This is a genomic window from Pseudomonas fluorescens (assembly GCF_000967965.1).
GTDB classification, from domain to species: domain Bacteria; phylum Pseudomonadota; class Gammaproteobacteria; order Pseudomonadales; family Pseudomonadaceae; genus Aquipseudomonas; species Aquipseudomonas grandcourensis.
In genome coordinates, this window is sequence record NZ_LACC01000011.1 from 36,354 (window position 1) to 57,153 (window position 20,800).

Sequence of the window (20,800 nt, forward strand, 5' to 3'; positions counted from 1 at the left end):
AGGGCCGCAGAGGCCCTTTCTGCATTTCAGGAACAGGCGTTTCAATGGTTTTTTTCACTCGCTCGATGGTCTTGCTGATGGCGCTGGTGCTCACCACCGGTTGCGAAAGACAGGATGCACCGCCGCTGGATCAACAGCTTTACGTCTGGCAGCGGCAGTGGACGCCGGCCCACGACGCAGCCCTCCGGGACAGCCGCACCGATTTTTCGACGTTGCGGGTGCTGGCCTTGCAGGCTTTCCCCAACGCCGGCTGGAGTCGGGCGCGGATTGACCCGGCACTGCTCAAGCGTGATGGCCGGCCGGTGATTGCGGTGATTCGCCTGGATGGGCAGCTCAAGGCGCTGGATCAGGATGAGGTTACGGCGCAAATCCGGCAGGTGATCAGCGATTGGCAGGGAAAGGAGGTGAACCTCGCCGGTGTGGAAATCGACCACGACGCCGGTAACGCCCGGCTACCGGCGTATCGCCAATTTCTCGCGCATTTGCGTAAAGCACTACCGGCTTCGCTGCCCCTGAGTATTACCGCATTGCCGTCCTGGCTCGACAGTCGTGAACTGCCGGCGCTGTTATCAACAGTCGACAGCAGTGTGTTGCAGGTGCACGCGGTGAGCGATCCGCGTCGCGGCTTGTTTGATGCCGATCAGGCTCGGCAATGGGCGAAGGCCTGGAGCCGCGTCACGACTAAACCTTTCTATCTGGCGCTGCCGGCTTATGGCGTGGCGTTGCTGCCGTCGGCGGGCGGCGCGCCTGTTGTGGAAAGCGAAGTGACGCTGGAGCGCGAAGGCTTGCGCCGGGAATTACTTGCCGATCCGTCGTCGTTGCGCACCCTCGGCACCGAGTTGCGGGCCGATCCACCGAAACATCTGGCGGGCCTGATCTGGTTTCGCCTGCCATTGGCCAACGACCGTCGGGCCTGGAGCTTGACCACCTTGCGCGCCGTGGCGCGTGGTGATGTCCTCGACAGTCAATTGAAACTGAAACTCTCGGCCGACAATGGCCTCTATGACATCGGCATCAGCAACCAGGGCAACCTCGACCGCGCCTGGCCCGAACACCTGACACTGGCGGTCAGCGGTTGTGAGGGGGCTGATGCCTTGGCCGGTTATGCGTTGCAACAGCGTCCGGATCTGCTTACCTTCACCCGCCTGCGCGATGGCCGAATACCGGCCGGCGGACAGCGTGCCATTGGTTGGGCTCGCTGCGCACACATTGATCAAGGAGGTTCGAATGTTCACCCGTAACTGGCCGCGTCATTTGCTTTGCCTGAGCCTCAGCCTGCCGCTGGGTTCGGCGCTGGCCTGCGGCCCGGACTTCCCCATGCGCCTGCTGGATAACCGAGGCCAGTCGCTGGCGGAACTGCCGGAAGGCAACTTCAGCTTTGAAATCAGCCGCCTCGGCCACGCCATCAACGGGTTGAAGAACGTTACTGCTGGCGCCGACAACAGCGATGAACCTGACCTTGTAGCGCTGCGCGATCAAGCCGAGCAGGTGGGGCTTTCCGCCGAGCAACAGCTGTTGGTGAAACACCTGCGCAGCCTGACGGATCCCCGTCAGGTTGAAACCGAAGGGGCGCAACTGCCGCTTGAGCACAGGCTGTATCTGGCGGGTGCCGTGGCATTTGGCGCGGGTGATCCTGCCTTGGCCGCCGGGTATTTCAAGAAAGTGCTGGCCCTACCCGCCGAGCAACGGGCTTCGCGCAGCACCTGGGCGGCTTACTCGTTGGGTCGCGCATTGTTCGCCATGAGCGCCGAAGCCGATGCGGCTCCGGATCTGCTCGAACAATCCGCCAAGGCCTTCGAGCAAGCCCGGCAACTGAGCATCGACGGCTTCAGCGATCCACTGGAACTGGGTGTCGCCAGCCTCGGTGAAGAAGCCCGGGTGGTGCGCACCGCCGGCGACTGGAACCGCGCCATCGAGTTGTACGCCACGCAAAATCTGCACGGCTCCGCGGTGGGGTACGAATCGCTGAAGCTGTTGATGGCGGACCTGATGACGCTGCCGGAGGATCAAGTGGCCGAGTTGCTCAAGGGCCAGCCAGTGCAGCAACTGGTGACCGCATCGCTGATCAGCCGGTTGGGTTGGTCGTTCGGCGATCAACCGCCCAACGAACAAAAAATGATCAAGCTGCTGCAAAACAGTACCCGTGGCAGTCTCGAAAACGCCGACCGCCTGGCGGCGATGAATTATCAACAGGGTGATTACGCCAGCGCCAAGGCTTTCCTCGAGCATGCTGGCGATGGCGGTTTGGCCTGGTGGTTGCGGGCAAAACTGGCGGTGCGCGAGGGCGATAAGAGTGCGGCCGCCGCAGCCTATGCCAAAGCGGCCCAGGCCTTCCCGCAGAATGAGTCCTGGGGCGAGCGCCGAACCCCGGACTATGATTACGAAACGCTCCAGCCCAAATGCCGGGTCGAGGGTGAAAGCGCGATCCTGGCCCTGCAACGCGGGGATTACCTGCAAGCCTTCGATCAGCTGTATCGCAGCCAAAGCATTTACTGGTTCGACGCCGCCACCGTTGCCGAGCGCGTGTTGACCCTCGAAGAACTCAAGCACTACGTCGACACTCAAGTACCGGCACCGCCGCCGCTCAGTCAGCTGGACCGCGACAACTACGTGCCCTTGCCGGTGGCGGCGAGCCTGCGCAATCTGCTGGGTCGGCGTTTGTTGCGCGAGGGGCATTACGAGCAAGCGCCGGCATACTTCGACAATGACGGCTTGCGGCACAAGGCGAGATTGTATGGCGAGCAACGTCTGGCGGCTGATTCAGCCTGGTGGCCGACCCGTCGCGCCGCTGCGCTGTTCAATGCGGCCTGGACGGCCCGCGAGTGGGGTATGGACATTCTGGGCTACGAGATGGCGCCGGACTACGCCACCTTCGGCGGTAACTTCACCCTGGTAAACGACGAACTCAAGGTCGGTCCATTGGTGGCCGAGGACGAAGTGAAGCGCCAGCAGGCCAGCGCTGCCCAGCCAGATCAGCGTTATCACTATCGTTTTGTGGCCACGGCGCTGGCGAGCAAGGCGGCGGATAACTTGCCTCACACCAGTCAGGCGTTTGCGGCGGTGCTGTGCGAGGCCTCGGGGTGGAACAGCAGCCTCGAGGAGCAAAGTGCGATTTATCAGCGTTATGTCAAAGAAGGGCCTTACGTGGAATGGGCCGCCGATTTCGGCCACCAGTGCCCGTACCCCGACTTCGAGAACGCCGACAAACGCTACGTGACCCAAGTCACCGATGCTGCGCGTTCGGCTTTGCGACCGTACAAGACGCCGTTACAGATCGGTAGCGTAGTGGTGTTCGCGGCAGCCGCGCTATTGATGTTCAAACGTCGCAGCCGCAAGGCGCAGTGAGGTTCAAGCCTGTTGCACAAAGGTCAGCCGCACGGCGAAACCGATCAACAGGCTGCCGAACAACCATTGTTGCAGGCGCTGGGCTGAGGGGCTGCGTTGCAGCCAACGGCCGAGTGCCGCGCCGATCAAAGCGTAGGCGCTGTCGAACAGCAAACCGACGCCGACCAGCACCACGCCCAACGTCGCAAATTGCCCGAGCACCGGCCCGGCCTGTGGGTTGATGAATTGCGGCAGCAGCACCGAGCAGAACAGCAGTGCCTTGGGGTTGAGCAGGTTGGTCAGCAGTCCGCGTCGGATGGCTGTACCCCAGCGCGTTTTTTCGCCGGTTGCGTCGGCGCTGGTGAGGCTTGGCAGCATCGTAGTTCGCAGGCACTGAATGCCGATCCACAGCAGATACGCGGCGCCGGCCAGGCGCACCACGTCGAAGGTCCAGGGCGCCGCCTTGAACAGTGCCGCCAGCCCCAGCGCCGCCAATGCCACATGACAACCCCGGGCGATGCCCAGGCCCACGGCCGTGGCCAGCGCGGCGCTTTTGCCTTGGCGGGCACCGGTCTGCAACAGCAGGATCATGTCGGGCCCCGGCAACAGGTAGACCACTGCCAGTGCCATGAAAAACAGCCAGAGACCTTGCATGTTGCACCCCGTTCGTTGTCGATTTGGTCGTACCAGTCTAGGGCTGGAGGGCGGGGCAGGTGCTTGCGTTGTCAGCTTCTATCGGGTCGTGTATTGGCATAATCTGCCACTTAATCAAGATTGAACCATCAGGATCTGCCAAACCATGAAACTCGACGCCTACGACCGCAAGATTCTCGCCGCGCTGCAACGGGATGGCCGCCTGAGCAACGTGCAACTGGCAGACGAGATCGGCCTGTCGGCATCGCCATGCTTGCGTCGGGTTCGGATGCTTGAAGAGGCGGGGGTGATTCGCGGCTACCAGGCCAATCTTGATCGCGATGAAGTGGGATTGGGGCTGACGGTGTTTGTCGGGGTCAAGGTCGAGCGTCATAACGATGAACAAGCCGAAGCCTTTCGCCTGGCGGTAACGGCATTGCCCGAGGTGATTTCGGCGTTTCTGGTGTCAGGGGAGTCGGATTTTCTGCTGCAGGTGGTGGTGCCGGACTTGCGCGCCTATGACCGGTTTCTCACCGGGCGATTGCTGAAGCTGCCGGGGGTGAGTGACATCCGCAGCAACTTTGCGATTCATACGGTGAAGGCCCCGGGGTCGTTGCCGCTGGAGCATTTGCCGCTTTAGACCGAGTCGCCTGCCTTCGCGAGCAAGCCCGCTCCCACAGGTACAGCGCAAACCTTGTGGGAGCGAGCCTGCTCGCGAAGGCGGTGGCCCCGTCACCGCCAGTCCTTTGGATTACATCTGCGTCGCCATCCCTTCCACATCCATCGCCGCCTGGCGCAAGGCCTCGGAGCGGGTCGGGTGTGGGTGGCAGGTCAGGGCGATGTCTTCGGCCGAGGCGCTGAACTCCATGGCCACGCAGTATTCGCCAATCATTTCACTGACGCTCGGGCCGACCAGATGCACGCCGAGGACTTCGTCCGTGCGCTCATCGGCCAGCACTTTGGCGAAGCCTTCGGTTTCGTGATTGATCTTCGCCCGGCTGTTGGCGGTGAAGGGAAACTTGCCGACCTTGTACGCCCGGCCTTCCGCCTTGAGTTGCTCTTCGGTCTTGCCGACGCTGGCCAGTTCCGGTTTGGTGTAGACGACACTGGGAATCAGGTTGTAATTGACCTCGCCCGCCTTGCCGACGATCTGCTCGACGCAGGCCATGGCTTCGTCCTCGGCCTTGTGGGCGAGCATGGGACCTGAGGTTACGTCTCCAATCACCCAGACCCCGGCGGCTTCGGTGCGATGTCCTTTATTGGCGAGCATGCCGCGCTTGTCGGTGGCGAGGCCGACGTTCTCCAGGCCCAGGCCCTGTGTATAAGGTCGGCGCCCGATGGCCACCAGCACATAATCGGCTTCCAGCAACTCTGCGGCACCACCAGCGGCAGGCTCGATGCTGAGCTGAACGCCATTGGCGGAGCTGGTGGCGCTGGTCACTTTGGAACTCAATTTGAAACTCAAGCCTTGCTTGCTCAGTGAGCGTTGCAGGGTTTTGCCGGCTTCGATGTCCACGCCGGGGCAGATCCGGTCGAGAAACTCGACCACCGTGACCTGCGCCCCAAGGCGTCGCCAGACCGAACCCAGTTCCAAGCCGATCACGCCAGCGCCGATCACCACCAGATGCTTGGGCACCTCGGTCAGTGCCAGGGCGCCGGTGGAGTCGAGGATGCGTTTGTTATCGATGTCTACACCGGGCAGGGGCGTGGGCTCGGAACCAGTGGCGATGATGATGTCCCTGGCGCTCAACTCGGTCATGCCGCCGGCGCTATCGGTCACCGTGACTTTGCCCGGCCCGTCGATATGGCCCCAGCCTTTGATCCAGTCGACCTTGTTCTTGCGGAAAAGAAACTCGATGCCTTTGGTCAGCCCGGTAACGCTTTCATTCTTTTGCTTCATCATCTGGGCGAGGTTGAGGCTGGGTTTGACGTCGATCCCCAGGTTGGCGAATTCCGCACCCATGGCGGCGTCGTACAGTTCGGAGGCATGCAGCAACGCCTTGGATGGCATGCAGCCGACGTTCAGGCAGGTGCCGCCGAGTGTGGCGCGTCCTTCTACGCAGGCAGCTTTCAGACCCAGTTGTCCGGCGCGGATCGCCGCGTTGTAACCACCGGGGCCTCCGCCGAGTATCACGACGTCATAAGTGCTCATGGATGTACTCCTGGATCGAAAGGGGAAAGGATGGGTAAAAGTAGTTCCTGGATAAAATTACGAACGTAATATGTGCATTGTGCCTCATTTCGGTCAAGGCTTCAGGTAAGCGACAGGATGGGCATCTTTAGATAGCGCGCTTGAATACGGAAATTTCACCATTTTCGTTATATCGTAACGAATTGTCCTGTAAGCGAAGACACTCTGGGGTGGTATGCAAGTCGATCTCGATGTTGATGAAACGCCGTTAGCCGGGTTGCCGCGCTTTCAGCAGGCGTTCATTCAAGGGCGGCGTTTGCGCCAGTTCGCCATCGGCGCGGGCGTATTCGCGACGGTGGGTGTGCTGCTGGCGTTTTTTGCCGGACTGTTTTCGTCGCAAACACTGTGGCCAGCGTTGTTGCTGAACCTGAGCGCGGCGTCTGTGGTGTTGATGGCGGGTACGCAATCGGCCTGGTGGGTAGCCCAGTGGCGTGCCCGCGCCATGAATCCCGAAGTCCCGGTGGTTGTTATCGACGAATCTGTCGTGCCTTCGGGGTGGTATGAACGCTTGCTGGACCGGATCGGCCGGCAATCGCAGCACTTGCTCGGGCAAATCGGCGCGCCGACGTTGTGGCTTGGCGGCTGGGCATTATTGGCGGTATTGGGCGTGGAACAGGCCTGGAACCTCACGTTGCCCCCGGCAGCGTTGGGCCTGTCGGCCACTGTCGGGGCAGCGTGCTTCTTGCTGCTGGCGTTCGGCCTGTTGGTGATGGAGCGCCATCTGGCGCAGGAGAACACCACGCAATGGCCCGAAGCCGCTACGTTGGCGCAATTGATCCGTGTGGCGATCATCAGCTTGGTGCTCGGTGCTTTTTGTCTGTTGTTTGCCGATGAAACCTCGGTATGGCCCGTACGCCTGGCGGTGTTGATCGGACTGCTGCCGGGGCTGGTGGCGGCAGAACTGTTACTACGCGCGGTGTTGTCATTGTTCAGCCCGCGCCGCGACCGCCTTGAGCCAGAGCTGTTGGCGCGTAGCTTTATTGCTGACATGCTGCGCTGGCCACCACAGCCATTGCTGGCGTTGCAGCACGAATTGCATAACCGCTTCGGCATCGATCTGCGGCAGATCTGGGCTTTCACTTACATGCGTCGGGCGTTCCTGCCGGTGTTGGCGGTGGTGTCGCTCGTTGGCTGGTCGCTGACCGGCATTCACGAAATTGCCCTGCAAGGGCGTGGCATCTACGAACGATTCGGTAAGCCAGTGGAGGTGTTCGGCCCAGGTTTGCATATGGGTTTGCCTTGGCCTTTGGGCCGGGTGTTGAGTGTCGAGAATGGCGTGGTTCACGAGTTGGCCACCAGTGTTGGCGAAACCACAGCCCCCATTCAGGCCGACCCCGCCGAAGGCCCGGCCCCGGCAATTGCCAATCGCCTGTGGGACGCCAGCCATGTGAACGACAAATCCCAGGTGATCGCCAGCAGCCGAGCCGACAGGCAGAGCTTTCAGATCGTCAACATGGACGTGCGCTTCGTCTATCGCATCGGCCTGAGCGATGAGGCAGCGTTGGCTGCGACCTATAACAGTGCCGATGTGCCGATGTTGATTCGCAGCACCGCCAGCCGAATCCTGGTTCACGACTTCGCCTCGCGTACCCTCGACGGATTGCTTGGCGAGGACAGGGTAGGGCTGGCCGAAGAAATCGGCCGCGCCGTCCAGGCTGACTTGAAAAAACTCGACAGCGGCGTAGAGATTCTCGCCACGGTGGTCGAGGCGATTCACCCGCCGGCTGGTGCAGCCAATGCCTATCACGGCGTGCAAGCGGCGCAGATTGGCGCGCAAGCCTTGATCGCCCGTGAACGCGGCGCCGCCGCCGAGGCCACCAACCAGGCGCAGTTGCAGGCCAGCATCGCCCGCGATCAGGCGACGGCCAGTGCCCGTGAAATAAACGCTGGCGCCCAGGCCGCAGACCTGAAATTCAACGCCGAGCGGAAAGCCTATGCCAGCGCTGGCCAGGCCTTCGTGCTGGAGCAGTATTTCAGTCAGTTGTCCCAGGGTTTGGCCAACGCCAGATTGCTGGTGCTCGATCATCGTCTGGGCGGCAGCAGCAATGCGCCGACCATCGACCTCCGTACTTTTACGCTGCCGGTTGACCCTGCGCCGTCGCGTAAAACCGCTCAGCCAGGAGCTGCCAATTGAGCCAGTCCCATTCCCACGATCACGATGACCACGCCGGCCACGATCACGGCCATGGCGGGCATCACCACCACGGCCATCACCATCATCACGGCGATCCGCAGGAGGCCGGTCCATTCCCATGGCGTCGGATGGGGTGGGCGGCATTGCTGGTGGCATTTGCGGTCGCTGCCGCAAGCCTGGTGCAGGTGCGCTCAGGTGAAGCCACAGTGATCACGCGCTTCGGCAATCCATCGCGAGTCTTGCTGGAGCCGGGACTGGGTTGGCGCTGGCCGGCACCGTTCGAGGCGGCGATCCCGGTGGACCTGCGACTGCGCACCACGTCCAGCGGTTTGCAGGATGTGGGCACGCGGGACGGTTTGCGCATCATCGTTCAGGCCTACGTGGCGTGGCAGGTGCAGGGCGATCCGGACAATGTGCAACGTTTCATGCGCGCGGTGCAGAACCAGCCCGATGAAGCCGCGCGGCAGATTCGCACCTTTGTCGGCTCCGCACTGGAAACCACCGCCAGCAGTTTTGATCTGGCGAGCCTGGTCAATACCGATGCCAGCCAGGTGCGCATTGCCGATTTCGAAGCACAACTGCGCAAGCAAATCGATCAGCAGCTGCTCACCACTTATGGCGTGCGCGTGTTGCAAGTCGGTATCGAACGATTGACGCTGCCTTCGGTGACGCTCACGGCGACCGTCGACCGGATGCGCGCCGAGCGTGAAACCATTGCAACTGAGCGCACGGCCATCGGCAAGCGTGAGGCCGCGCAAATTCGTTCCGCCGCTGAGCGTGATGCGCGAATTGTGCAGGCCGATGCCACGGTGAAAGCGGCGGATATCGAAGCGCAATCGCGCGTGGAAGCGGCGCAGATTTACGGTCGCGCCTATGCGGGATCGCCGCAGCTTTACAACCTGCTGCGCTCGCTCGACACCTTGGGCACGGTGGTAACGCCCGGGACCAAGCTGATCCTGCGCACCGATGCCGCACCGTTCCGGGTGTTGGTTGACGGTCCGCCGAGCCTCGACAACAAGTCCGGATCGCAGCCATGAATTTGGTTCCACGTGGAACAAATGAGTTGAGCAGCCCCTGGATTCAGGCCGGGCGCTTGGCATTTCTGGCATTGTACGCGGTGACGGTGTTGGCGGCATTGGCGTGGGCGTTTTCCAATGTGCGGCAGATCGATCCGCAGAATCGTGCGGTGGTTTTGCATTTCGGTGCGCTGGATCGCATTCAGAATGCCGGGCTGTTGTTGGCCTGGCCGCAACCGTTTGAGCAGGTGATTTTGTTGCCGGCGGCGGATCGGGTGATCGAGCGTCGAGTGGATGGACTGTTGCGCAGTGGTGCCGCAATACAGGCAGATCGCGTGGCCAGTTTTGCCACGCCCATCAGCGATGCCCTCGCAGGCTCCGGCTACCTGTTAACGGGTGATGCCGGTGTGGTGCAACTGGATGTGCGGGTTTTCTACAAAGTCACCGAGCCCTATGCGTTCGTGCTTCAAGGCGAACATGTGTTGCCGGCACTGGATCGATTGGTCACCCGCAGCGCTGTGGCACTCACCGCCGCACGGGATTTGGACACCATCCTGGTCGCCCGGCCAGAGCTGATCGGCGCTGACAGTCAGGCGGCTGAAAGACGCGAACGCTTGCGTGGCGATCTGGTGCAGGGCATCAACCAGCGTCTTGCCGAACTCACGGCGACGGGGCAGGGATTGGGGATCGAGGTGGCGCGGGTCGATGTGCAATCAAGTCTGCCAAGCCCGGCGGTCAATGCCTTCAATGCGGTCCTGACAGCCAGTCAGCAGGCGGACAAAGCCGTGGCCAATGCGCGTACCGAAGCCGAAAAGCTGACGCAAACTGCCAACGAGCAAGCCGACAGAACACTACAAGTTGCCCATGCTCAGGCCAGTGAACGACTGGCCAAAGCATCCACCGACACGGCCACTGTGTTGAGCCTGGCCAAGGCACAGCAGCAAGGTACTGACCCGCAAATGCTGCTGCGCATTTATCGCGAGCGGATACCGAAAATCCTCGGCCAGGCCGGCTCCGTCACGACGGTCGACCCCAAAGACGATTCCCGCCTGATCATTCAGGGAGCTGCACAATGACCGCTCAAACCGCCGTCGCACCGAGCCTGTTGTCTTCGGCCGAACAGCTCCGCGCCGCGCGCCAGTTGACCCTGGCCATGCTCGCATTGGGCCTGCTCGCGCTGGGACTGATCTGGCGTTGGCTGGCGCCAGAGCAAACCGGTGTCAGTCAGCTACTGCTGGGCTTTGCCTCGCTGCTGGTTGCCATACCGGTCATGCGCTCGGCCTGGTACAGCCTGCGCTATCCAAGCCTGCACGGCATCACCGATCAATTGATTGCCCTGGCCATGCTGGGTGCCTGGGCCACCGGGGATCTGCTGACGGCGGCCCTGTTGCCGATCATCATGATCTTCGGTCACGTGCTGGAGGAGCGCAGCGTGATCGGTTCCCAGGAGGCGATTCATGCCCTCGGCAAACTGACCCGCAGCCATGCACGCAAGGTTCAGGCGGACGGCTCGATCATTGAAGTCGACAACGGCACGCTCAAGGCTGGCGACTTTGTCGAGGTGCGGGCGGGGGACCGGGTGCCGGCGGATGGTCGGGTGTTATCCGGCCAGGCCAGCCTGGACACCGCCTCCATTACCGGCGAATCGGTACCGATGGAGGCGGGCGTCGGTATGTCGGTGTTTGGTGGCGCGATCAACCTCGACGGTCTGCTGCGAATCGAAGTGACCCGCACCGGCCAGGAATCGACCCTCGGCAAAGTCATCGCCCTGATGCAAAACGCCGAGCGCTCGAAACCGCCGATCACTCGTTTGCTTGAGCGTTACGCGGGCAGCTATATGGTGCTGGTGTTGCTGCTGGCCGCCGTGACCTGGTTCATCACCAACAACGCTCAAGCGATGCTCGCGGTGTTGGTGGCGGCCTGTCCTTGTGCGTTGGTGTTGTCGGCACCGGCCACGGCGATTGCCGGGGTAGCGGTAGCGGCACGCCACGGGATATTGATCCGCAGTTCTGCGTTCCTTGAAGAGTTGGCGGACCTTACTTCGCTGGTGGTCGACAAGACCGGGACGCTGACCTTCGGCACCTTGCGCCTGCAATCCATCGACAGTCCGTTGGAGGATCGCAGCCATGTCCTGAAGCTCGCCGCCAGCCTCGGCTCGGCCAGCAGTCACCCGGTCAGCCGTGCGCTTGCGGGGTTGGTGACCCAGGAGCATTTCCTGCTGCTTTCTGACATTCATGAGCGCCAGGGTTTGGGCGTGGTGGCAATGACCGAGCAGGGCGAAGCGGCGCTCGGCCGGCCGGAGTTGTTTGCGCAACTGGGCATCAGTACAACGGAGGTTCCCGATCATGACGGCCCTATTGCAGGGCTGGCGCTCAACGGTGAATTCCTCGCCTGGCTGTTGTTGGCCGACAGCGTCAAACCCGAGGCGCAATTTGCCTTGGGTGAGTTGCGCGACCTCGGATTGGGTCGCCAGTTGTTGCTCACCGGTGACCGGCACAGCGTTGCGCAAACGCTCGCTCGGGATGTCGGAATCAGTGACGTCGAAGCGCAAGCCCTGCCCGAAGACAAGCTGAACCGTGTGCTCAAGGAAATCGACAGCGGCTTCCGGCCAATGGTGGTCGGCGATGGCATCAACGACTCCCTGGCCCTCAAGGCTGGCGTGGTCGGTGTGGCCATGGGCGCGGGCGGTGCGGACATCGCCCTGGCATCTGCAGACATCGTGCTGATCGGCAGTGATCTGCGCCGCCTCGGCACCTGCGTGCGCCTGAGTCGTCAGTGCCGCCAGACGTTGCAGGTCAATGTGATTATCGGATTGGGCTGGACCTTGGCGATCGTGGCCTTCGCCGCGTTCGGCTGGCTTGGCGCTGCCGGGGCGATGATTGCGGCGCTGCTGCATAATCTCAGCACCTTGTTGGTGTTGGGCAATGCCGGTCGTTTGCTGCGGTTCCAGGAACCGTTGCTCAAGCTCAAGGACGAAACCTGAAGGCGAATGCTCTAAACCGGGTAATCACTTGGCTTAATCTTTTTAGAACTGTGCGCCCGGTTCGTAGTCATTGGAGATGAGGGCACATCATTTTGTGCGTTCGCGGCGGCAGGTGTAGGCGTCGCGAATCATTGAAATCGGCTATTAATTCGATAGCCAGCTATTTTTCAAAGATGGTCTACCCTCTGTTTAGACGTCTGAAACAAGGGGGCTTCTCCATGCTCGCGCATCTTCCACCGGCCTTACAGAATCTGCAATTACCGCTTCGCCTGAGACTCTGGGACGGCCATGAACTTAATCTGGGACCGGCGCCCAGCGTCACGATTGTGGTCAAGGACCCACAAATGGTCACCCAGTTTACCCATCCAAGCCTGGACGCCCTCGGTGCTGCTTTTGTCGAAGGCAAACTGGAACTCGAAGGCTCCATCAGCGAAGTGATCCGTGTCTGCGATGAATGGAGCCAGGCGTTGCTGGACGAAAACGACGACAATCAGCCCGTTCGTAGCGCCCACGACAAAGAGACAGACGCCAAGGCGATCTCCTACCACTACGACCTTTCCAACGAGTTCTATCAGCTGTGGCTCGACAGCGACATGGCGTATTCCTGCGCTTACTTCGAGACCGGCAGCGAAAGCCTTGAGCAGGCCCAGCAAGCCAAGTTCCGTCATCTGTGCCGCAAGCTGCGCTTGCAGCCTGGTGAATATCTGCTGGATGTGGGCTGCGGGTGGGGCGGACTAGCGCGTTTTGCGGCGCGGGAATTTGGCGCGAGAGTGTTTGGTATCACCCTCAGCAAGGAGCAGTTGGCCCTGGCCCGGGAACGCGTAAAAGCGGAGGGCCTGGAGGACCTGGTCGAACTGCAACTGCTCGACTATCGCGATCTGCCACAGGATGGCCGTTTCGACAAAGTGGTCAGCGTCGGCATGTTTGAACACGTTGGCCACGCCAACCTGGCCGAATACTGCAATACCTTGTTCGGCGCGGTGAAAGAGGGTGGCTTGGTGATGAACCACGGGATCACCGCCAAATACACTGATGGCCGTCCGGTAGGACGTGGTGCCGGAGATTTCATCGGGAAATATGTGTTCCCCAATGGCGAGCTGCCGCACCTGTCGATGATATCTGCCGAGATCAGTGAGGCGGGGCTTGAAATCGTCGACGTCGAGAGCTTGCGCCTGCACTACGCACGCACACTCGATCACTGGAGCGAACGCCTGGAAGACAACCTCGAAGCGGCCTCCAGACTCGTACCGGAACAAGTTCTGCGCATCTGGCGGCTGTACCTGGCCGGTTGCGCCTACGCGTTTGCCCGCGGCTGGATCAACCTGCACCAGATTCTCGCAGTGAAGGCCCACGCCGATGGCAGTCATGAACTGCCATGGACCCGTGACGATATCTACCTCTAGAGAATCGGCGAAATAAGCCGTGCGACCCGCATGCCGACCTGCTGCAGGCGATGGGTCTCCCGGCCTTCTCCTTTGGCGATTTCGTGGGCGTTGGCGAAGTCATCGTTGAGCATCTGTTCCACCTCGGTGGCAAAGGCGCTGTCGACGGTCAGCAACATCACTTCGAAATTCAGCCGGAACGAACGGTTGTCCAGGTTGGCGCTGCCGATGGCGCTGATTTCACGGTCGATCAACACCACTTTCTGGTGTAGGAATCCGGGCTCGTAACGGAACACCCGCACACCGGCGCGCACGGCTTCGAAAGCGTAGAGGCTGGAGGCGGCGTAGACGATTCGATGGTCGGGCCGAGACGGCAACAGCAGGCGCACATCCACACCGCGCAGTACCGCCAGGCGCAACGCTGCGAACACGGCTTCATCGGGGATGAAGTACGGGCTGGTGATCCAGACCCGTTCCGTTGCCGCATGGATCGCTTCGACAAAGAACAGAGAACAGGTTTCGTAGGGGTCTGCCGGCCCGCTGGCGAGCAACTGGCACAGCACGCCGTCTTCCGGATAAACCTCGGGCAGGATCAGTGGCGGCAGGGCATGAGCCACCCAGAACCAGTCTTCAGCGAAAGATTCCTGCATGCACGCCACCACTGGTCCGCGCACTTGCACGTGGGTATCGCGCCAAGGGGCCAGGGGCGGTTTCTCGCCCATGTATTCATCACCGACGTTGTGCCCGCCGACGAAGCCGAGAATGCCGTCCACCACCACGATCTTGCGATGGTTGCGGAAGTTCACCTGAAAGCGATTGAACCAGCCACTACGGGGGCCAAAAGCCTTGACCTCGACCCCGCCATCACGCAAGGCCTGCACATAGCCGTTGGGCAGGGAGTGGCTGCCGATGCGGTCATACAACAGGTAGATCGCCACGCCTTCGGCGGCTTTCTTCAACAGCAAAGTCTGCAGCCGTTGGCCGAGGCGGTCGTCGTGGACGATGAAAAACTGGATCAGCACGGCTTCTTTCGCCTGGCTGATGGCATCGAAAATGGCGTCGAATGTCGATTGGCCGTTGATCAACAGCCGCGTCTGGTTATTGGCCAGGCAGGGCATGTGTCCAAGCTTGGGCATCGCTCTGAGTGAGGCGTAGGCAGAAGAAGCGCGGGCGGTGAGGGCTTCTTCTACCCAGGGTCGCCAGTTGAGTTCGGAAACAGCCTTGCGCATCTCCTCGTTGGCCTGCCGCCGGGCCTTGATGTAGCCATCAAAGGTGCTGCGGCCGAACATCAAGTACGGAATCAGCGTGAAGTAAGGGATAAAAAACAGCGACAGGGCCCAGGCGATCGAGCCTTGGGCGGTACGGACGGTCAACACGGCGTGTATGGCCGCGATCAAGCCCAGCGAGTGCAACAGGGCGATGGTATAACCGAAAATATGCGGTCCGAAATAATCCATGGGGGCTGCCTTGCTCCTGAAGATTCAGTGCTTAACAGACCATGTTCCGTGCAGAATGTCGCTAATTAATTCGCCCATGAACCGAAGCCAGCGGCTGACGTCTAACGGCCACTACTGATCAGGAGTTACTCGATGAACGTTCGTCTGCTGGGTTTGGCCATGGCACTGGGTTTGGCGCTTCCTGTGGCGGCTCACGCGCAAATGCTGCAACCAGGATTGTGGGAGCTGACCACGAGCAACATGAAGGTCGACGAGCAGAATATGCCGGACCTGCAATTGATCCTCGGTCAACTCCAGAGCCAGATGACCCCTGAGCAGCGTGCATTGCTGGAAAAACAGGGCATCACCGTGGGGGGTAAAGGGATCCGGGCGTGCCTGACCCCGGAACAGGTCAAGACCGACAACATTCCGCTGACCGATCCGCAGTCGGGCTGCAAACAGGAAATTACCGACCGCTCCGGCAATCAGTGGAAATTCCGCTTCAGTTGCCCGAGAGCCCAGGGTGCCGGCGTGGCGACGTTCCTCAGTGATCGCGAGTTCACCACCAAGGTCAACGGGACGTTCAACGCCACCGGCCTTCAGCAGAAGGGCAGCCTTGAATCCCGCGCCGTCTGGCTGGGGCAGGATTGCGGCACTGTGAAGCCAAGAGCTTAAAAAAGCTTCGCGAGCAGGCTCGCTCCCACATTGGTTTTGTGAACACCACAGATCCAGTGTGGGAGCGGGCTTGTTCGCGAAGGCGTCCTTCCAGCCTCCCTAGATCATCCCCGGCCGACTCAACCACTCACACGCAGCCTCGACAGCCATCCGGCCAAAATCCTCCCCCGTGCGACTGCGCACACTGACGAACCCCCCAGCCTGTTCTTTTTCACCAACCACAACCAGGTACGGCACGGTCTGGCTGTGCTGGCGAATCTTGTAGCGGACTTTTTCGTTTCGCAGGTCGGCCTTGGCGCGCACGCCTTTTTGGCGCAAGGATTCGGTCACCGCTTGTGCATAAGTCGCCTGGCGGTCATCCATGCTCACGACAACCACGTGAGGTGGAACGCGCCAGTGTTGCAGTTCCTGATGGCTGGACCAGCAGGTGCCATAGATCCGTTGTTGCACCGTGCCGCTGATGTGATCAAGGGCAAACGCCTGCAAGACTTTTGTGGTGGGGACGTGCGGTCCATGGCTCTGGTACTCGGTGTCCCCCAGACGGTACAGCGGCACTGCTTCGCGCACCGGCCGTCGACGGATCGAGTGATTGGTCGCTGCCAGTGACTGCATGCGCGCTTCGATGAGAGGCAGGTCTGCCGGGGTCAGCGGTTGCTCGACTGTAAACTCGTAAAAGAAACCGTCACCCAATTCCTTTCCCGCACGCATTTGTGCATGAGGGTGGAGTTGCTTGACCGCCATGGCCAGCATCAATGCACAGGAGCGGCGCAGGATCTCCAGGCCGTCCGGCTCCCGGGGGGTGACAATGCTGACCCGGGAATCCGCCTCGATCATGTATTCGCAGTCCACCAGTACACCATTGACTCGGCCCGCTACGGCCGCACTGGCCAGTTCGGCGCCGATACTGGCGGCCACCTCGTGCACGGACAGTGGCTGATCGTATTCACGCAATGAACCATCGGGCAGGGTGATCTGGATCATGGTCGGCGTACTCACGTGCTTCTAACGAGCGTTATCGCATAAACCGTAGGGGCAAACATTAAGACGTTTGTCGTGCCAGGCAATTTGTCCTGACACGATGGCTGTTTTTGGCCACCCGCTTCAGAACTCGTTTTGCAGGGCTTTGTAGCCGCGCACCAGGTCGACGTTGGTGCGCGCCACGTCTTCGGAAAACTCCGAGGCACTGACGCTCACCGGCGGGTATTGCGAGAGGTCGGTGTTGGGGCCGATCCGCGTGGTGGAGGGCACGTAGAAGGCCTCAGGCAGGTCACGACCGTCGACCACAGAGTTGTGCCGCACCACGCAACCGTCACCGACCGCGCAGTTGAACAGCACGCTGTTGAAGCCAATGAACACTCGATTGCCCACGGTGCAGGGGCCATGCACGATCGAGCGGTGGGCGATGGAACTGAACTCGCCAATGGTCACCGCCGCACCGGATTTGGAGTGGATCACCACGCCGTCCTGGATGTTCGAGTTGGCGCCGATGGTGATCGGCTGCATGTCGCCCGAGTCATCGACTTCGTCAGCACGGATCACGGCATAGGGCCCGATGAACACGTTCTCGCCGATCACCACTTTGCCGCAAATGATCGCCGTCTTGTCGACGTAGGCCGACTCGGCAATCAGCGGTAAATCTCCGGAAGGATTCTTGCGGATCATGGCTTGCTCAACGCGTTGTACAGGGTGTTGAGGTTGTACTCGAACAACCCGGTGAAGGTACTGGCCGGACCACTCGCCGCCAAGGCATCGGAGTACAGGGTGCCGCCAATCTGCGCGCCGCTTTCATCCGCGATCTGCTTGAGCAGGCGGGCGTCCTTGATGTTTTCCATGAACACGGCTTTGACCTTGGCCTGACGAATCTGGGTGATCAGTGCAGCCACTTCGGCGGCTGAAGGTTCGCGCTCGGTGGACAGGCCTTGAGGCGCCATGAACTCGATGCCGTAGGCTTGGCCGAGATAACCGAAGGCGTCATGGGAGGTCACGATCTTGCGGTTGCCCGGTGGCAGTGAACCGAGTTTGGCCTTGGCTTCGGCGAGCAAGGCATAGACCTGTTTCAGATACGCCTGGCTGTTGCGCTTATAGTCGGCGGTATTCGCCGGGTCAGCGGCGATCAGCGCCTTGGTGATGTTGGCGATGTACAGCTCGGTGTTCGCCAGGTTATGCCAGGCATGCGGGTCGGGAACGGTTTCGCCGTCTTCATCCAGGCTGCGCGGAATGACGCCGTGGCTCGCGCTGATGACCGGCGCCTTGGTCTCGGTACTCGTCACCAGGCGATCCAGCCAGGGCTCGAAACCCAGGCCGTTCTTAATGATGAGCCTGGCCTTGAGCAGCGCTTTAGCGTCGTCCGGTGTCGGCTCGTAGGTATGGGCATCCGCGTCCGGGCCGACCATGTTGGTGATCTGGATATGATCCTTGCCGACCTGCCGGGTCATGTCGGCAAGGATGCTGAAGCTGGTGACCACCTGAAGTTTTTCGGCGGCAGACAGTGACATCGACACCATCAAGCTGAACAGCACGAGTAAAGCGCGCATCGGGTAACACCTCATTAGGATGTGAGCAAAGGCGGGCGGCGCAGCAAGCCGTGCACCGGCCCGAACACCACGGACAGCAGATACCCACCGCCGGCCACCAGCACGATTGCCGGGCCACTGGGCAGCGAGTAATAGAACGAGATGAGTAAACCGAGCCACACCGAGAGGCTGCCGAGCAGGGCGGCGACGACGATCAGCACCGGCAGGCGGCGACTCCAGAAACGCGCCGCGGCGGCAGGCAACATCATCAGGCCGACCACCATCAACGCGCCGATCGCCTGGAAACCGATGACCAGATTCAACACCACCAGCGTCAGGAACACGCCGTGGGCCAGTGGGCCGAGTCGGCTGACGGTTTGCAGAAAAAGCGGGTCGAGGGTGTCGAGCAGCAGTGGCTTGTAGATCAGCACCATGGCAATCAGGCTCAGGCCCGAGACCCAAAGCATGCCGGTCAAGGTCGGTCCGTCGACCGCCAGCGCCGAGCCAAACAGCAGGTGCAACAGGTCCAGGCGTTTGCCGGCGATGCCGAGAATCAGCACGCCACCGGCCAGGGAAATCGGGTAGATCGCCGCGAGGCTGGCGTCCTCTCGCAGACCGGTGCGTCGCGTAACCCAGGCTGCAAGGCCGGCCATGCTCAGGCCGGCACCGAGGCCACCGATGGTCAGCGCAGGGAGGCTCAACCCGGCAAACCAGAAACCCAGGGCCGCACCAGGAAGGATGCCGTGCGCGACCGCATCGCCGATCAGGCTCATGCGTCTGAGGATCAGAAACACCCCAAGGGGCGCCGTACTGCACGCCAGGAGCAAACCTCCGAGCAGCGCCCGACGCATGAAGACGAACTCGAGGAACGGTTGCCAAAGATGCGCGGCAGCGATCATTAGGCCACCTGCGCTTGTGGTGGTTGGCCGATCAGTTCGGCGCTAGGGCCGAATGCGCAACCACTGCTTTTGATCAGCAACGTGTGTGGGATGTGCTCGCGGACAGCGGCGAGGTCATGGCACACGACCACCTGTGTCCGGCCTTCGAGGTGCCAATCGTGTATGTGCTTCCAGAGCAATGCCTGGCCGAGTTCATCGAGGGCCGCGTGGGGTTCGTCGAGCAACAGCAAGGGGGCATCGGTCAGGCTCAATCGGGCGAGCAGGGCGCGTTGCAATTCGCCGCCGGAGAGGGCCATCAAGGGTCGATCTTCCAGGCCGTTCAGGCACCAGTTTTCGAGGACGGTGTTCAGTCGTTGGCTACGGATCTGCGGTGACTGTTTGTTGCCCCAGAAGCCGGCGGCCACCAATGCCTGAAGGCTGATCGGAAATTGCCTGTCCAGGTGTTGTTGCTGGGGCAGGAACGACACACCGCCCTTGAGAGGAACACCCAGTCGCACCTTTCCGGCCAACGGTTTTTGCAAGCCGGCGATGACCTTCAACAAGCTGCTTTTCCCGGAACCGTTCGCACCGATGATGGCGGTCAGGCTGCCCTTCGACAGTTCGAAGTCCAGCGCGGGCGTGAGTGGCTGCCCCGGTGCGCCCCAGCGCAAAGCGTGGCAAGCAATCATGCGGCCTCCCAGTTGAAACGGCTTTCGGCTACGGCGTCGTGGGCGTGCAGGCTTTCGGCGTGAGTGACTCGAATGTGGAAGGCGTTGATGCCTGTGGAGCGCTTGAGGGCCAAATTCAAACGGCGTGCGGCGTCTTCGCAGAACATCAGGTTCTGACCATTGGCCAGGGCGAAGGCCTGTTCGTCGGCGCGTTTTACCGCTGTTTGTACGGCGGTGCCGAGTGCGGCTTCGGCGTCGTTTATGACGGCGATCAGAGGTAACTCGTCCAAAAAATCAGCCAGCCGTACACGCAACTTTGCACTGCTGCGTTGGCTGTGAGGTGTAGCGACTATGCCGTTCGTGGAGCCGAGCCAGGCTAAAACGTCGGCGTGTTGCAGGGGCTTGTTGGCGAAGTCATCGACGAACTGCTGCTGAATCAACTGTCGAGAAAGGGCCGCGGAACACGGGCAAGTTGAGGAATAAGGCACGTCTATTTTTAGTTCCACGTGGAACATTGCGTTTTTCAAACGCGCTTCGATGCGGACTGGATAGCTTTTCCAGCCGGCCAGTGGACTGATCAGCGCCGGCCTTTTCAGCAACAAATCGGCATGAATGGTTAGGTGTGCGCTGCTGGATAGCCCTTCATGACTCTCAAGAAAGCGCTGCAAAACCCGCCGCAATAAAACCGGTGAAAGGCTTTCCTGCTCCAGCAATTCAAGCGCCAGATAGAGCCGTGACATGTGAATGCCGCGCGCGTTGCCATCGTCGAGGCTCACGCCGGCATCGGCCTTTGCATTCAGTCGTTGGCCATCAAACAAAACGGGAAGAGCAATGCCGCACATGCCCACCCACTCCAGTGGCAGGGCTTGGCGTGAGGCCTGCGCGGCGATATCCGGCAGAGTCAGCGCATTCATGAGCAGGTCCATCGTGGGAGTTAATTTGTCATGTTATAGTATAACAACAAACT

18 protein-coding genes are annotated in these 20,800 nt (G+C 61.1%); 9 read left to right on the forward strand and 9 right to left on the reverse strand.

Annotated features, from left to right (window positions below):
• Positions 1-44: 44 nt before the first annotated feature.
• Both VC35_RS07185 and VC35_RS07190 read left to right on the forward strand, forming a co-directional pair.
• A complete protein-coding gene (locus VC35_RS07185; RefSeq protein ID WP_046038813.1) occupies positions 45-1,241 on the forward strand; it encodes a DUF3142 domain-containing protein in 1,197 nt (398 codons plus the stop codon).
• Entirely contained in the window at positions 1,228-3,345 is a 2,118-nt protein-coding gene (locus tag VC35_RS07190) for a hypothetical protein (protein ID WP_046038814.1), read from the forward strand. The genes VC35_RS07185 and VC35_RS07190 overlap by 14 nt, the downstream gene beginning before the upstream one ends.
• Positions 3,346-3,348: 3 nt before the next feature.
• Here the strand turns inward: VC35_RS07190 and VC35_RS07195 are convergent, their stop codons facing one another.
• Positions 3,349-3,978, reverse strand: a complete 630-nt coding sequence (locus VC35_RS07195; protein ID WP_046038815.1) for a LysE family translocator — start codon at positions 3,976-3,978, stop codon at positions 3,349-3,351.
• A gap of 145 nt (positions 3,979-4,123) precedes the next feature.
• Here VC35_RS07195 and VC35_RS07200 point away from each other — a divergent pair, with 145 nt between their 5' ends.
• On the forward strand, positions 4,124-4,597 hold the full coding sequence (locus tag VC35_RS07200; RefSeq protein ID WP_008045644.1) for an Lrp/AsnC family transcriptional regulator: 474 nt from the start codon (positions 4,124-4,126) through the stop codon (positions 4,595-4,597).
• Positions 4,598-4,708: 111 nt separating this feature from the next.
• Here the strand turns inward: VC35_RS07200 and lpdA are convergent, their stop codons facing one another.
• Positions 4,709-6,109: a dihydrolipoyl dehydrogenase gene (lpdA, locus tag VC35_RS07205; RefSeq protein WP_046038817.1), complete on the reverse strand. Its 1,401-nt coding sequence runs from the start codon at positions 6,107-6,109 to the stop codon at positions 4,709-4,711.
• 214 nt (positions 6,110-6,323) lie between these two features.
• Between lpdA and hflK (VC35_RS07210) the strand changes: the two genes are divergently transcribed.
• From hflK (VC35_RS07210) to cfaB, 5 genes are all read left to right on the forward strand, one after another.
• Positions 6,324-8,282 (forward strand): protease modulator HflK, encoded by a 1,959-nt coding sequence (hflK, locus tag VC35_RS07210; RefSeq protein WP_046038819.1) that lies wholly within the window; start codon positions 6,324-6,326, stop codon positions 8,280-8,282.
• Positions 8,279-9,319 carry a protease modulator HflC gene (gene hflC, locus VC35_RS07215; protein ID WP_046038821.1) on the forward strand — a complete coding sequence of 347 codons (1,041 nt, stop codon included), beginning with the start codon at positions 8,279-8,281 and terminating at the stop codon, positions 9,317-9,319. Before hflK (VC35_RS07210) ends, hflC begins: the two co-directional genes overlap by 4 nt.
• Positions 9,316-10,374 carry a protease modulator HflK gene (gene hflK, locus VC35_RS07220; RefSeq protein ID WP_046038822.1) on the forward strand — a complete coding sequence of 353 codons (1,059 nt, stop codon included), beginning with the start codon at positions 9,316-9,318 and terminating at the stop codon, positions 10,372-10,374. The genes hflC and hflK (VC35_RS07220) overlap by 4 nt, the downstream gene beginning before the upstream one ends.
• A complete protein-coding gene (locus VC35_RS07225; protein ID WP_046038824.1) occupies positions 10,371-12,281 on the forward strand; it encodes a cation-translocating P-type ATPase in 1,911 nt (636 codons plus the stop codon). Before hflK (VC35_RS07220) ends, VC35_RS07225 begins: the two co-directional genes overlap by 4 nt.
• A gap of 218 nt (positions 12,282-12,499) precedes the next feature.
• Positions 12,500-13,684, forward strand: coding sequence for a C17 cyclopropane fatty acid synthase CfaB (gene cfaB, locus VC35_RS07230; RefSeq protein ID WP_046038826.1), 1,185 nt, complete (start codon positions 12,500-12,502; stop codon positions 13,682-13,684).
• On the opposite strand, the gene cls is transcribed toward cfaB, so the two are convergent.
• Positions 13,681-15,120, reverse strand: a complete 1,440-nt coding sequence (gene cls / locus VC35_RS07235; protein WP_046038827.1) for a cardiolipin synthase — start codon at positions 15,118-15,120, stop codon at positions 13,681-13,683. The two genes, cfaB and cls, sit on opposite strands and share 4 nt — an antisense overlap.
• A 132-nt stretch (positions 15,121-15,252) precedes the next feature.
• On the opposite strand from cls, the gene VC35_RS07240 reads away from it, so the two are divergent.
• A complete protein-coding gene (locus VC35_RS07240) occupies positions 15,253-15,774 on the forward strand; it encodes a DUF3617 domain-containing protein (protein ID WP_046038829.1) in 522 nt (173 codons plus the stop codon).
• A gap of 99 nt (positions 15,775-15,873) precedes the next feature.
• On the opposite strand, the gene VC35_RS07245 is transcribed toward VC35_RS07240, so the two are convergent.
• The 6 genes from VC35_RS07245 to folE2 form a co-directional block, all read right to left on the reverse strand.
• Positions 15,874-16,755, reverse strand: coding sequence for a His/Gly/Thr/Pro-type tRNA ligase C-terminal domain-containing protein (locus VC35_RS07245; RefSeq protein ID WP_046038831.1), 882 nt, complete (start codon positions 16,753-16,755; stop codon positions 15,874-15,876).
• A gap of 120 nt (positions 16,756-16,875) precedes the next feature.
• Positions 16,876-17,436: a gamma carbonic anhydrase family protein gene (locus VC35_RS07250; RefSeq protein WP_046038833.1), complete on the reverse strand. Its 561-nt coding sequence runs from the start codon at positions 17,434-17,436 to the stop codon at positions 16,876-16,878.
• The gene (locus VC35_RS07255) at positions 17,433-18,308 is read right to left on the reverse strand and encodes a metal ABC transporter substrate-binding protein (RefSeq protein WP_046038835.1); all 876 of its coding nucleotides are present in this window, start codon (positions 18,306-18,308) and stop codon (positions 17,433-17,435) included. The genes VC35_RS07250 and VC35_RS07255 overlap by 4 nt, the downstream gene beginning before the upstream one ends.
• Before the next feature lie 14 nt (positions 18,309-18,322).
• Positions 18,323-19,186, reverse strand: coding sequence for a metal ABC transporter permease (locus VC35_RS07260; protein WP_046038836.1), 864 nt, complete (start codon positions 19,184-19,186; stop codon positions 18,323-18,325).
• Positions 19,186-19,854 (reverse strand): metal ABC transporter ATP-binding protein, encoded by a 669-nt coding sequence (locus VC35_RS07265; protein WP_046038838.1) that lies wholly within the window; start codon positions 19,852-19,854, stop codon positions 19,186-19,188. Before VC35_RS07265 ends, VC35_RS07260 begins: the two co-directional genes overlap by 1 nt.
• Positions 19,851-20,747, reverse strand: coding sequence for a GTP cyclohydrolase FolE2 (gene folE2, locus VC35_RS07270; protein ID WP_046038840.1), 897 nt, complete (start codon positions 20,745-20,747; stop codon positions 19,851-19,853). The genes VC35_RS07265 and folE2 overlap by 4 nt, the downstream gene beginning before the upstream one ends.
• Positions 20,748-20,800 lie beyond the last annotated feature (53 nt).